Annotated in this window: 12 protein-coding genes; 3 read left to right on the top strand and 9 right to left on the bottom strand. The window is 60.9% G+C overall.

The genetic code is table 11. From position 1 onward, the window contains the following. Positions 1-300 precede the first annotated feature (300 nt). Together C4J83_RS20680 and gudD are read left to right on the top strand one after the other, a co-directional pair. The gene (locus C4J83_RS20680) at positions 301-1,662 is read left to right on the top strand and encodes an MFS transporter (protein ID WP_106576626.1); all 1,362 of its coding nucleotides are present in this window, start codon (positions 301-303) and stop codon (positions 1,660-1,662) included. Positions 1,663-1,681: 19 nt separating this feature from the next. Next, positions 1,682-3,007 carry a glucarate dehydratase gene (gene gudD, locus C4J83_RS20685; RefSeq protein WP_124418070.1) on the top strand — a complete coding sequence of 442 codons (1,326 nt, stop codon included), beginning with the start codon at positions 1,682-1,684 and terminating at the stop codon, positions 3,005-3,007. 96 nt (positions 3,008-3,103) lie between these two features. Here the strand turns inward: gudD and C4J83_RS20690 are convergent, their stop codons facing one another. The 3 genes from C4J83_RS20690 to C4J83_RS20700 form a co-directional block, all read right to left on the bottom strand. Continuing rightward, positions 3,104-3,484 carry an addiction module antidote protein gene (locus C4J83_RS20690; RefSeq protein WP_106576718.1) on the bottom strand — a complete coding sequence of 127 codons (381 nt, stop codon included), beginning with the start codon at positions 3,482-3,484 and terminating at the stop codon, positions 3,104-3,106. A gap of 4 nt (positions 3,485-3,488) precedes the next feature. Further along, on the bottom strand, positions 3,489-3,788 hold the full coding sequence (locus tag C4J83_RS20695) for a type II toxin-antitoxin system RelE/ParE family toxin (protein WP_124418071.1): 300 nt from the start codon (positions 3,786-3,788) through the stop codon (positions 3,489-3,491). 138 nt (positions 3,789-3,926) lie between these two features. Beyond that, positions 3,927-4,850, bottom strand: a complete 924-nt coding sequence (locus tag C4J83_RS20700; RefSeq protein ID WP_106576623.1) for an ABC transporter substrate-binding protein — start codon at positions 4,848-4,850, stop codon at positions 3,927-3,929. 273 nt (positions 4,851-5,123) lie between these two features. Between C4J83_RS20700 and C4J83_RS20705 the strand changes: the two genes are divergently transcribed. Next, entirely contained in the window at positions 5,124-6,362 is a 1,239-nt protein-coding gene (locus tag C4J83_RS20705) for an acyl-CoA dehydrogenase family protein (protein ID WP_124418072.1), read from the top strand. Positions 6,363-6,501: 139 nt separating this feature from the next. Here the strand turns inward: C4J83_RS20705 and argE are convergent, their stop codons facing one another. From argE to C4J83_RS20740, 6 genes are read right to left on the bottom strand one after another with little or no spacing between them, the layout of a single operon-like run. Continuing rightward, positions 6,502-7,653, bottom strand: a complete 1,152-nt coding sequence (gene argE / locus C4J83_RS20715) for an acetylornithine deacetylase (protein ID WP_124418074.1) — start codon at positions 7,651-7,653, stop codon at positions 6,502-6,504. Further along, complete coding sequence (locus tag C4J83_RS20720; protein WP_124418075.1) at positions 7,650-8,327, bottom strand: DUF1028 domain-containing protein; 678 nt, start codon at positions 8,325-8,327, stop codon at positions 7,650-7,652. The genes argE and C4J83_RS20720 overlap by 4 nt, the downstream gene beginning before the upstream one ends. A 9-nt stretch (positions 8,328-8,336) precedes the next feature. Next, a complete protein-coding gene (locus C4J83_RS20725; protein WP_124418076.1) occupies positions 8,337-9,068 on the bottom strand; it encodes a class II aldolase and adducin N-terminal domain-containing protein in 732 nt (243 codons plus the stop codon). 50 nt (positions 9,069-9,118) lie between these two features. After that, positions 9,119-9,949, bottom strand: coding sequence for an ABC transporter substrate-binding protein (locus C4J83_RS20730; RefSeq protein WP_119742508.1), 831 nt, complete (start codon positions 9,947-9,949; stop codon positions 9,119-9,121). 28 nt (positions 9,950-9,977) lie between these two features. Then, positions 9,978-10,850, bottom strand: coding sequence for a phytanoyl-CoA dioxygenase family protein (locus C4J83_RS20735; RefSeq protein WP_124418077.1), 873 nt, complete (start codon positions 10,848-10,850; stop codon positions 9,978-9,980). A 28-nt stretch (positions 10,851-10,878) separates the two neighbouring features. Next, positions 10,879-12,396: an amino acid ABC transporter permease/ATP-binding protein gene (locus tag C4J83_RS20740; RefSeq protein ID WP_124418078.1), complete on the bottom strand. Its 1,518-nt coding sequence runs from the start codon at positions 12,394-12,396 to the stop codon at positions 10,879-10,881. Positions 12,397-12,529 lie beyond the last annotated feature (133 nt).

Genomic DNA, 12,529 nt, shown 5'->3' on the forward strand with positions numbered 1-12,529 from the left:
CGGCAACGCTGAGTTGATTCAAAAAATGCCTAGCTTGTATGACAACTCAACTCTCTAGCTCTTAGCCTAAAGGGCGTCGGTGTCGTTAGTCGGGTGGCGATCACGCCGTCTCGACACACCCTAAACGGTGCAATAGCCCAATAAACGCTGAACAAATAACCAAAACACCTATTAAATTCTCTCGCTTATAAGAACAAATACACCCCACGGCGCATTGCGAAAAAAAGAAAGGCACTTGTATGATGTCTATCAACAAAACACGCAAACCCGCATAAAAATAAATCAGGGGAGTTTTGAATTGTGACCAATTCAAACCATGCATCTGCCGCTTCACCCAGCGACTCAGTACTCACGCGCGCCGTGAGCAAAGTGAAGGGCCATGTGCTCCCACTGTTCGTGATCATGTTCATCCTCAACTACATCGACCGGGTCAATATCGGCTTCGTGCGCACGCACATGGAGCATGACCTGGGCATCGGCGCGGCCGCCTATGGCCTGGGCGCCGGGTTGTTCTTTATTGGCTATGCGCTGTTTGAAGTGCCCTCCAACATGCTGCTGCAAAAGGTCGGTGCGCGGATCTGGCTGACGCGCATCATGTTCACCTGGGGCATCGTTGCCACGCTGATGGCGTTCATCCAGAACGAAACACAGTTCTACATCCTGCGCTTTCTGCTGGGCGTGGCCGAAGCCGGGTTTTTCCCTGGGGTGATCTACTACTTCACTCGTTGGTTGCCGGGTGTGGAGCGCGGCAAAGCCATTGCAATCTTCCTCAGCGGTTCGGCGGTCGCCTCGCTGATTTCCGGCCCGTTGTCGGGCGCACTGTTGCAAATCGAAGGCTTTGGCTTTCACGGTTGGCAATGGATGTTCGCCATTGAAGGCCTGGCCTCGGTGGCGCTGGGGTTCTTCGTGTGGTTCTGGCTGGACTCCAAACCCCACGACGCCAAATGGCTGACCCGCGAAGAGCAGGACACACTGGTCGGCGCCATCGACCAGGAACAACGTGAGCGAGAAGCACTGACCACGGTCAAACCGACCATTGGCAAACTGCTCAAGGACCGCCAGATCCTGCTGTTCTGCGCCCTGTACTTCTGCATCCAGCTGACGATCTACGCGGCGACCTTCTGGCTGCCGAGCATCATCAAGAAAATGGGTGACCTGAGCGACATTCAGGTCGGGTTCTTCAACTCGATTCCGTGGCTGATCTCGATCATCGCCATGTACGCCTTCGCCTCGCTGTCGGGCAAGTTCAAGTTCCAGCAAGCCTGGGTCGCCGCCGCGCTGTTGATTGCCGCTGCGGGCATGTTCATGTCCACCACCGGTGGGCCAATCTTCGCCTTCGTGGCGATCTGCTTCGCGGCAATCGGGTTCAAATCCGCCTCGTCGCTGTTCTGGCCCATTCCCCAGGGTTATCTGGATGTGCGCATCGCCGCGGCCGTGATCGCGTTGATCAACTCCATCGGCAACCTGGGCGGTTTCGTGGCCCCGACCACGTTTGGCTTCCTGGAACAAACCACCGGCTCGATCCAGGGCGGCCTCTACGGCCTGGCCGGCACCTCGGTGCTTGCCGCGATCCTGGTGTTTTTCGCCAAGACCTCACCCTCGGCCGTATTGACCTCTGCCAGCGCTGTGCCAACGGGCGCCGCCATCAGCAAACCTCTTTGAGCTTACTTAGGACACTGCCATGAACACTCCTGTAGTCACCCAATTGCAAGTCATCCCGGTGGCAGGCCACGACAGCATGCTGCTCAATCTGAGCGGCGCCCACGGGCCATTTTTTACCCGCAATATCGTGATTCTCAAGGACAGCGCCGGCAACACGGGCGTGGGCGAGGTGCCCGGTGGCGAGCGCATCCGTGAAACCCTTGAAGATGCGCGCAGCCTGGTGGTCGGCCAGCCGATTGGCCAATACCAACGCATCCTTAACCAGATGCGCAGCACCTTTGCCGCTCGCGACGCCGCCGGTCGCGGCCTGCAGACCTTTGACCTGCGCATCACCATTCACGCCGTCACCGCCATGGAAGCTGCCCTGCTCGACCTGTTGGGTCAGTTCCTGGAAGTGCCGGTGGCGGCGCTGCTGGGTGAAGGACAGCAACGTGATGCGGTAAAAATGCTCGGCTACCTGTTTTATGTCGGCGACCGCACAGCCACCTCTCTGGCCTACCGCAACGAGGCCGACGCCGATGACGCGTGGTTCCGCCTGCGTCACGAGAAGGCCATGACTGCCGAATCCTTGGTGCGCCTTGCCGAAGCCGCCAAGGCCAAGTACGGCTTCAACGACTTCAAGCTCAAAGGCGGCGTGCTGAGTGGCGATGAAGAAATCGAAGCCGTCACTGCCCTGGCCGAACGCTTTCCAGATGCACGCATCACCCTTGACCCCAACGGTGCGTGGTCACTCAAAGAAGCCATCCGCCTGTGCCGCGACCAACACCACGTGCTCGCCTACGCCGAGGACCCCTGCGGCGCAGAAAACGGCTACTCGGGTCGCGAAGTCATGGCTGAATTCCGCCGTGCCACCGGGCTTAAAACCGCGACCAACATGATCGCCACCGACTGGCGCGAAATGGGCCACGCGATCCAGCTGCAATCGGTCGACATTCCGCTGGCCGACCCACACTTCTGGACGATGCAAGGCTCGGTGCGTGTGGCGCAGATGTGCAATGAATGGGGCCTGACCTGGGGTTCGCATTCCAACAACCACTTCGATATTTCCCTGGCGATGTTTACCCAGGTGGCCGCCGCCGCTCCGGGAGACATCACCGCCATCGACACCCACTGGATCTGGCAGGACGGCCAGCACCTGACCAAGGCGCCACTGAAAATCGAAGGCGGCTACGTAAAAGTGCCCACCCAGCCTGGCCTGGGCGTGGAGATCGACATGGACGCAGTGGCCAAGGCCCATGAGCTGTACAAAGGCATGGGCCTTGGAGCGCGGGATGACAGTGTGGCGATGCAGTTCTTGATTCCGGGCTGGCGCTTTAATAACAAGCAGCCTTGCCTGGTGCGTTAAGACTTAAGGACAACGGCGATCGAGGTGGGAGCTGTCGAGCTTCAGCGAGGCCACGAAAGCTCGACCGCTCCCACATTTGATCGTCGTGATTCGGTATCAGGGCTTACCGGCTGCCACCGGCTTAGCCCTTGTCGCCTGATTGACAGCAATCGGTTGCACAGTGAGCTCAACGCCTAACGCCAGCATCAGCTTCTGAATCGTCTCATAGCGAGTCTTTGAGCCGCCTTTGAGGGTTTTGTACAGACTCTCCCGGTTGACTCCTGCCGCCTCAGCCACCTTGTTTACGCCTTGGGCTTTGGCAACCTCGGCAAGCGCCTTCATGAATATTTGCGGATCTTGCGCCTTCATGCTTTGCGCGAGATAGGCACTGATAACTTCCGGGCTGTCGAGAAAGCGCGAAGCCTCATAAACACGGGTGCCGGACGTATCAAGATCGAGGATCGGCATGTCCTCAGGTTTGAATTTCGATTCGCTCATTTCATTAACCTCTGAGGGCATCGAGGATCTCTTTTGCCCGTGTGATTCCCCGCTTCTGGTCGGTTTTATCGCTGCCCCATAACATCAGGTAAGCGGTAATGCCCGTCCGTACAAAGTAAATTCTGTAGCCCGGCCCGACGAAAACACGCATTTCGCTCAGGCCTTCACCGACTGGCTCGCAATCGCCAAAATTGTGTTCTTCGACGCGGTCCAGGCGCGTCAGAACAGCCGTTCTTCCCCAGACATCCTTCATGCCGTCGAGCCATGTATCGAACTGCGGCGTCCTGCCGATCAAGTTGGTCACAGATTCACATGTAGCCTACTGGCTACTCCTCGCTGATGCTAGTTAATTTTTTGTCCCGGTGCGCACCGGAATAAAAAACCTAGCCCAGCCCAGGCATAATCAGCTTGTCGATACCATTAGCGCTTATTTCCGTTACGTTTAAAGCGCCCGATCAAACAGTGGCGTCACGTCATACCGCTGCTTCAGCATCTGCGCATCCACCAGGAAATCCGCCGTGGCCTGGGCTTCGCTGACAATCGTCGGCGAGATCGGCAGTACCTTGATCGCATCACGCTTGAACCACACTTTGGCAATCTCCGGCGCCGACTGGTTGGCCTTCGACCACGCCTCGGCGTACTCATCGATATGGCTGTTGCTCCACACCCGTGCGCGGGTAAGGCGCGCGACAAAGTCTTTGATGATCGCGCCTTTCTGCGCCAGCGCCGGCTCATACGCGACGATGTAGGTCGGCGCGCTCATCAAACCCTTGGCGTTGCGGATCAGGCGGCTGCCCTCTTTCTCCTGCAGCGACACGTAGGGTTCCCAGGTGCCGAACGCATCGATGTCGCCCTGGGTGAGCGCCAGGCTGGCCTCGGCCGGCAGCAGGTATTTGAAGGTCACGCTGTTGCGCGGCACGCCGGCTTCGTCGAGGGCTTTGTAGGCCAGTTGCTGGCTCCACGAACCATTCCAGATCGCGATGGTTTTGCCTTTCAGATCGGCCACCGACTGGATGCCTTTGCGCGCCACGATGCCGACGCCGTCAAGGCTGGTCTGGGTGCTGGCGACCACTTTCACCGGCGCGCCATTGGCCGCCAGGCTGATCACCGGCGTGTCGCCGACAATCCCCACGTCCAGCGCGCCGCTGGCGACCGCCGAGGCCACAGGGGAGCCAGTATTAAAGCGCTTGAAGTCGATTTTGTAGGGCAAGTCCTTCAACTCGCCTGACAGCTCCAGAACAATGCGGTTGGAGAAAAATTGATCGCCCACGGTGAGCGTCAGCGGCTCTGCCGCCTCGACCGAAGGACCGTGCAGCGTAAGCGCGGCCAGGCCGAGCAGGGCAAGCAAGTGTCGACGATTGATCATGAATGCACTCCACACACGTGAGGGCTGACTCAACCATCTGTGGGCGTGCAGTCTGGTGATGAGAAATGGGGTTGGAAGGTCGCCAAGAACGGCGCCCGTAGAAGCTAACGCAATAAAAGCACGGGGTTTAATACTGTTGCGCACTATCGATAGAACCGCCGCGCAGCTCCATAGCTATTTTTCGTATTAAAAACTTTGCGAACTGTGGGTTAGGGTGGCGGCACCAGACCACTGGACCCCAGCACCTGAGCCACTTTCTGCAAGGTCCATTGCATGTCGATTTGCGCGTTGAATATCTGGGGCGCTGCGCCCTCCTCCCGTTACGAACAACTGGCTGCTCCCTTTCGCCCGCTCTTTGCGCAGATCCTTGCGCAAGCCGCAGAGGCAGATCAGACACGCGCCAGCCTGGCACTTGTTATCCGCCAGCTCAACGAACTGGGACTGCCCCGCTGGCGCTTGCCCGTGAGCCACGGTGGCCAGGGCGCGACCTTTGCCGAACTGCTTGCGCTGCTCACCGAACTGTCCGCCGCCGACTCCAACATCACCCAGGCCCTGCGCGGGCATTTTGGCTTTTGCGAGGACGTCCTCTGTGCCAAAGACCTCCACTGGCGCGCCAAATGGCTGGACCGGCTCGGCCAGGGCGTGCTGCTCTCTCCCGGTAGCACCGAGGTCGGCAACCAGACCCGCGGCGACTTCGAAACCCGTCTGCACCGCGATGCCGAAGGCACCCTGCGCATCAGCGGCAAAAAGTTCTACACCACCGGCGCGCTCTACAGCGACCTGATCAACACCGTCGCCACGGGTGAGGATGGCACGGTGTATTCGGTCGTCGTCGACCTCAAGGCCCCTGGCGTGCACATCGTCGATGACTGGAATGGCTTCGGCCAACGCCTCACCGCCAGCGGCACCTGTATTTTCGACAATGCCCCGGTGGAGGACGACCTGCGCCCTACCCACCAACGCTTCGGCTACGGCCAGTCGTTCTACCAGATCTACCACCTCAGCACCCTCGCCGGCATTGCTCGCCGCGCGGCGCTGAGCGGTGCACAAGAACTCAGCCAGCGCGCCAGAACCTTCACCACCGGCAACGCCGACACCGCAGCGCAAGACGTGCAGTTGCTGCAAGTCATCGGCGAAGTTGCCAGCCAGGCCTACGCCGCGCACGCCATCACCCAGCAAGCGGCGCAGCGCCTGGAGCAGACGGCGCAGTCTGTGATCGCCCACAAGCAGGCGCTGCACGACGATGACCCGCACGTGGCATTGGCGGAGCTGGAAGTGTGCCTGGCAGTCAACCCGGTGGTGGACGCGACACTCGCGGCGACCACCGCACTGTTTGACGCGCTGGGCGCCAGTGCCACGGCCAGCAACAAAGCGCTGGACCGGCTGTGGCGCAATGCGCGCACGTTGGCCAATCATAATCCGCGGGTCTACAAATCGCGCATTGTGGGCAACTACCTGGTGAACGGTGCGCTGCCGCCGGCGCAGTGGCGGGTAGGTGTGGCCAACGCCTGAGCAAACAACACAGAGCAAATGTGGGAGCGGGCTTGTGTGGTAGCTGGCTTGCCTGCGAAGGCATCACCTCGGTTTAACTGCAAGGCCGGGGCGCCTGCATCGCGGGCAAGCCCGCTCCCACATTGGATAGGGGGTGGCCTTACTGGCTCACAAACGCCACCACCCGCTCTAACATCCGGTCACACGCCGCCAATTGTTCCAGGCTGATGAACTCGTCGGGCTTGTGGCCCTGCTCCATGCTCCCCGGTCCGCAGACCACGGTGGGAATCCCTGCCTGGTCAAACAGCCCGCCCTCAGTCCCGAAAGCCACAGTGCCGTAGTCGCGCGAGCCGCAAAATTGCGCAATCCACTCAGCCGCCTGGCTCTGCAGCGACGTCGCCAGGCCCGGGTAGCTGGATAACTCGCTGAAGCTGATCGCACACTGCGCGCTCACTGCCTGCATTGCCGGCAGCAGAGTGCGTTCGGCGTAGCCGCGTAACTGGTCCGCAACCTGCCAGGGGTTCTGGTTCGGCAACGCGCGCACTTCAAAGTCAAAACTGCAATCCTGCGGCACGATGTTCAAGGCCTTCCCGCCGCTTATCACGCCGGTTTGTACGGTGGAAAATGGCGGGTCAAATCGCGCATCAAGGTGCTGCTCAGCCTTGAGCGTTTCACCGAGCCGCACCAGCTCACTGATCAACCGCGCAGCGTATTCGATAGCGTTTACGCCCGACGGCGCATAGGCCGAATGGCACGCCGCGCCATGGATCTGGCAGCGCATGCCCAGCTTGCCCTTGTGGCCCAGCACCGGCTTGAGCTCGGTGGGCTCGCCAATCACGCACAGCAGCGGCTTGACCGGTTGCGCGTGAAACCTTTCGATCAACGAGCGCACACCCAGGCAGCCGACCTCTTCGTCATAGGACAGCGCGATATGCACCGGCATGCGCAGCGGCGCCTGCACCAGTGCCGGCACACAGGCCAACACACAGGCGATGTAGGCCTTCATGTCCGCCGTGCCACGCCCGTACAACTTGCCGTCCTTTTCTGTCAGGTCAAACGGCGCCACCGTCCAGCGCTGACCGTCCACCGGCACCACATCGGTGTGCCCGGACAGCACAATCCCCGGCACGCCGGCCGGGCCAAGGGTTGCCAGTAGGTTGGCCTTGCTTTTTTGCGCGTTGAACACCAACTCGCAGACCACGCCTTGGCCTTGCAAATACGTGCGCACAAAGTCGATCAAGGCCAGGTTGGATTCACGGCTGGTGGTGTCGAAACGCACCAGTTGCGCCAGCAGGTCGCGGCTGTTGCTCATCGGTCATCTCCCGGTACCGCATAGCCCGGTGCATGTTGAGGGTTGATGGCGCGGTCAATGTAGTCCTGCAGTTGGCTGCGATAGGCCTGCCACAATTGGTCGAGGGCGCCGATCGGGTCGTCATCGGCCCAGTCCACGCGCAAATTGACGATGGGCCACAGCAGGTCATCGACCACCACGAGGGCGGCCGAATGCACCGGGCCGGCTTCACCGCCTTTAGCCTGGCCCGCCTGCATCGCGGCAAGCAGTCGGTCGGCCAGGTGCCCGGAGGCATTTTCGAACGCCTGCACCATGGCCGCGATCACGCCGGGATGGGCGAGCATATTCCCCGCCGCCACGCATTGCTCACCACTCAGCGCCGCATGAATACCAAGGGTCTGCGCGCCGCTGAAATGCGCCGTGCGGCCTTGGTTATCGATCACCGTCACCTGGCGGTACTGGCTGTGATCCTGCCCGGCCAGCACCGTTTCCAGCGCCTCATTCGGCGCCAAGCCCTGCCCTAAGCTGTCCAGGATATGCGGCCCCAAACTCGGCAAGGTGATGTTCTGCGACGCCACCGCGCCCACACCGGGGCGCAGCCATGGGCACCGCGCACCAACGGCAATGCTTGAAGAGCTGATTGCAATGCCCAGCTGGCCGGTCTCGGCGCAGCGAGCGACAACGGAAAACGTCATAAAAAGCCCTCAGTCGAGCACCGAAGGATCGGCGTCGATCATCAACTGCTTCATTTCTTCAAAGTGCTGCCGCGAAAAGTCCGCGATACCTTCCCAGCCGCGTGCGGTTTTCTCCGCCACGTCATCCGACAACACCCGCAGCGGCTGCCCGGTGGACCACGCCGTCACCAGGATCTGGCAGGCACGCTCCAGGGTCCAGATATCGTCAAAGGCCTCACCAATGGACGCCGCCGTGACCATCACGCCATGGTTGCCCATCAGCAGGCGGCTCTTGCCGTCGAGCAGCGCGGCCAGGCGCGCGCCTTCGGCTTCGGTGTCAGCCATGCCGCCGTACAGTTCGTCCACGGCCACGCGGTTGAAATAGCGCGCGGTGTTCTGGTCAATCGCCGGAATGTGCGGTGTGGCCAGGCACGCCACCGCCGTGGTGTAGACCGGGTGCAGGTGCAGCACGGCGCGGGTTTGCGGCAGCAGTCGGTGGATCTGCCCGTGGATCGACCAGGCGGTGGCGTCCACATTCGGGTGGTCGGCGCAGGCCGGGTCGTCGGCGTTCAACAGCAACAGGTCGCTGGCGCGAATGCGCGAAAAATGCTTCCACTTCGGGTTAAGCAAAAACTGTTTGCCGTCGGCCGATACCGCCGCGCTGAAATGGTTGGCTACCGCCTCGTGCATGCCCAAGTGGGCAATGATGCGAAAGGTTGCCGCCAGGTCGATGCGCGCCTGTTCTTCAAGGGATAACGCCATGAATCTGTCTCCGCAAGGCGCGACCGCAAGGCTGCGGCCGCGCAATAGGCTTACTTGGGCATCAGCGCGGCGATGTCGGCATCGGTCGGCGCTTCAAAGTTGTATTTCTTGAGCAAGGCCGCGTATTCCGGGGTCGCGCGGTACTTGTCCAACCCGTCGAGCAGGGCTTTTTTCACCTCGTCGTTGCCCTTTTTCACGCCGAAGCCGTTGAGTACCGGGTAGATCAGCGAGTCGGACGAAATCACCACGCGGCTGCCGAGCTTGTCGACCACACCCCGCGCCACGGCGGCATCGGTGATCTGCGCTTCAACGGCGTGGGCCAGCAAGGCCTGGGTGGTTTGCGGGTCGGTGCTGTATTCACTGATCGCAATCGGTTTCAAGCCCTTGGCCACGCAGTACTCATCCGACAGTTTGTGCATCTGTGCCAGCCAGGACGTGGCGCCCATGGAGCCGATCTTGTGGCCGCAGAACTCTTCCGGTTTCTTGGGTTGGAACGCACTGTCCTTGAGGGTCAGGATCGACTCGCCGCTTTTCAGGTAAGGGATCATGTCGATGACTTTGACCCGCTCCGCCGTGATGTACATCGACGAGTTCGTCACATCGAACCGCCCGGCCTGCAGGCCGGTGATCAGGTTGGGGAAGCGCGTGTCAAGGGTTTCGACCTTGCGCCCCATGACCTTGCCCAGGCCGTCCATGAATTCGATATCAAAGCCTGCCGGCGTGTTGTTATCCATGTACTCGTACGGGAAGAAGGTCACGTCGGAACCGGCGATGATCTTGCCTTCCTGCTGGAACGCCGAAGCCGCCAACGAGGTCAGTGCAACCGCGGCGCCCAACAGGCACACGGCAAGAGGGCGAAGACTTTTTTGAGACGCTGTCATGGTCATTACCTGCAAGGATTTTAGGGGGTTAGGCAGTCGCGGAGTCTTGGCCGGCCTGTTGCACAAAGAACGAGGCGCCACGGGGTTTCTGCGGCAAGCGCAGGTGGTTGTCGGTGGAACGCACCAAGCCACTTTCTTCACCGGCCACCAGCAGGCCGGCGTGTGCACTGGGCAGCGGGTTTTCGCCGAATGGCAGCGCGTCTTCAGCGGCGTAGACGCTGATGAACAGAGTGCGCGGCAGTTCGGTCTCGTTAGGGCTGGAAGCATGTAGAAGACGCGTGTGCATAAAGCACACGGAGCCGGCCGGTCCATAGCAGGCGACCGGTTGCCGGCAATGTTCTTCGACCACGGCATCGTCCACCGAACCGGTAAAACGCTGGTCCTGCCAGTGCGACCACAACGGGCCTTTGTGGCTGCCGGGGATCACATTCAGTGGGCCGTTTTGCGGGGTCACTTCGCTGACCATCAGCAAGGCAGTGACGATGTCGTCGTTGCTGTGCGGCGTGAACAGAAAATCCTGGTGCCACTTCACCTGCGTCGCGGTGTGCGGCAGTTTGGAGTTGATCTTGCTGTGATGAAAACGCGCGCCGCCAGCGCCCACCAACTGCGCGGAAATCGCCGCCATCCGCGAGTGCAGCGCCACGCGCTCATACGCCGGGGAAATCTCGGTGGGCGAACTCACCCGCCGCAACGACGGGTGATCGGCGCGGTGGTCGCCTTCCAGGTCGAAACGCGCGCGGCCATCCACGGTGGCACCCCAGCCCTGGTCATGGCTGCGGCTCTCCTCCACCCACAGGTCGAAGTCGTGTTGCAACGCGGCCACTTCGTCCAGCGACAACACGCCCTCCACCACCAGGAAGCCGTCGCGCTGGAATTGTTCGATTTGAGCTTGCTCGATCATTTTTAGTGAGTCCTGAACATTGAAGAGATCACGCCAGCGAGACGTCCTTGAGGAACGCCTCCACGCGTGGGTTGTGGCCGCTGCGCAGGGCCTGGGGCGTGTCGTCGCAAACCACGCGGCCCTTTTCCATGAACACGATGCGGTCGGAGACCTTGAAGGCGAAGTTCATCTCGTGGGTGACAATCACCATGGTGATGCCCTCCCCGGCCAGGGCTTCGATGACCTGCAGCACTTCGTTGACTTTCTCGGGGTCGAGCGCCGAGGTGGGCTCGTCGAACAGCATGATCTGCGGGCGCATCATCAAGGCGCGGGCGATGGCCACACGTTGCTGCTGGCCGCCGGACAGCTGGTGCGGGTACTTCCAGGCGTGGTCGAGCATCCCGACCTTGTGCAGCAGCGCGTAAGCCTGTTGCTTGAGCTCATCGGTGCGCCCCAGGCGATGGTATTTCGGCGCCATCAGCAGGTTGTCGAGCACGCTCAAGTGCGGGAACAGGTTGAAGCTCTGGAACACCATGCCGATGTTCAGGCGGTGCTCGGCGTGCTCAATAAATTGAGGTTTCTGCGCGCCGGCCTTATGCAAATGAATGAACGGCAGGCCGTTGATATGAATCTCGCCGTTGTCCAGTTGCTCCAGGCCGTTGAGCAGGCGTATCAGCGTGGTTTTACCCGACCCGGACGGCCCGATCACCGACACCACTTCACCCGGCTGCACCTGCAGGTTGACCGAGCCCAGCACTTCAATGTCGTTGTAAGCCTTATGCAACCGGGCAGCTTGCAGCGCGGCGACGCCGGTGTTGGCCGGGCGCGCCGGCGCCGTGCGTTGTTGGGTGGCCAGGGCCAGCACTGCGGCATCCGGAACGCGGGACACATTGCGTTGGTTGACGTCGAGAAAGCGCTCCAGGCGTTTGAGCAGAAAGTCGAACACGGTGACGATAAACACGTAGAAAAACGCCACCGCCGCCATGGTTTCGATCACCAGGAAGTTCTGCGAATACAGGCGTTGGCCGACCATCAAAATCTCGGTCAGCGAGATCACCGACACCAGCGAGGTGAGCTTGACGATGGAGATGTACTCGTTGGCCAGCGACGGCAGGGCCACGCGCAACGCCTGGGGAATCACCACGCGCCACTGGGTGCCAAAGAACCTCAAGCCCAACGCCCGCGCCGCTTCACCCTGGCCTTTGGGAATCGAGAGCAAACCACCACGGTGGATTTCGGCCACGTACGCCGTCTCGCAGATCACCAACGCCAGCAGGCCGGACCAGAACGGGTCGGCCAGCACGGCCGAGGTGCCGGGCAGCGCCTGGGGCAGGTTGTAGATAAAGATCAGCAGCACCAGCAGCGGCAGGCTGCGGAACAACCAGATATAGCCACGGGCCGGGACGCTGAGCAGCCCATGTTTGGATTGTTTGGCCAGCGCCAGCAGAAAGCCCAGGGCGATGCTCAGGACCCAGGTCAGGGTGCTGAGCTTGATTACCGTCCACGTCGCCCGCCAGAACTCGGGATCGGCGAGCAAACCAAACATGTAGTGCCAGTCGAATGTCATCGTCGCGGTGCCTTGCTGAAAAGAAGTTGATCTGCATCGATGGGATGAGAGTCGTGGGGACGGGGGTTCAGGGTCAATTCGTAAAACCCGGCCCACTGGGTAGGCAGAACCTATGCAGTGATAACCGGCCAGG

Origin of the sequence: Pseudomonas sp. LBUM920 (assembly GCF_003852315.1) — a bacterium.
Classification (GTDB): Bacteria; Pseudomonadota; Gammaproteobacteria; order Pseudomonadales; family Pseudomonadaceae; genus Aquipseudomonas.

Bases quoted from the DNA above. Each gene is read 5' to 3' on its own strand.
- C4J83_RS20700 (WP_106576623.1), bottom strand. From the start codon at position 4,850: ATGATCAATCGTCGACACTTGCTTGCCCTGCTCGGCCTGGCCGCGCTT.
- C4J83_RS20735 (WP_124418077.1), bottom strand. From the start codon at position 10,850: ATGATCGAGCAAGCTCAAATCGAACAATTCCAGCGCGACGGCTTCCTG.
- C4J83_RS20705 (WP_124418072.1), top strand. From the start codon at position 5,124: ATGTCGATTTGCGCGTTGAATATCTGGGGCGCTGCGCCCTCCTCCCGT.
- gudD (WP_124418070.1), top strand. From the start codon at position 1,682: ATGAACACTCCTGTAGTCACCCAATTGCAAGTCATCCCGGTGGCAGGC.
- C4J83_RS20725 (WP_124418076.1), bottom strand. From the start codon at position 9,068: ATGGCGTTATCCCTTGAAGAACAGGCGCGCATCGACCTGGCGGCAACC.
- argE (WP_124418074.1), bottom strand. From the start codon at position 7,653: ATGAGCAACAGCCGCGACCTGCTGGCGCAACTGGTGCGTTTCGACACC.
- C4J83_RS20730 (WP_119742508.1), bottom strand. From the start codon at position 9,949: ATGACAGCGTCTCAAAAAAGTCTTCGCCCTCTTGCCGTGTGCCTGTTG.
- C4J83_RS20690 (WP_106576718.1), bottom strand. From the start codon at position 3,484: ATGAGCGAATCGAAATTCAAACCTGAGGACATGCCGATCCTCGATCTT.
- C4J83_RS20740 (WP_124418078.1), bottom strand. From the start codon at position 12,396: ATGACATTCGACTGGCACTACATGTTTGGTTTGCTCGCCGATCCCGAG.
- C4J83_RS20720 (WP_124418075.1), bottom strand. From the start codon at position 8,327: ATGACGTTTTCCGTTGTCGCTCGCTGCGCCGAGACCGGCCAGCTGGGC.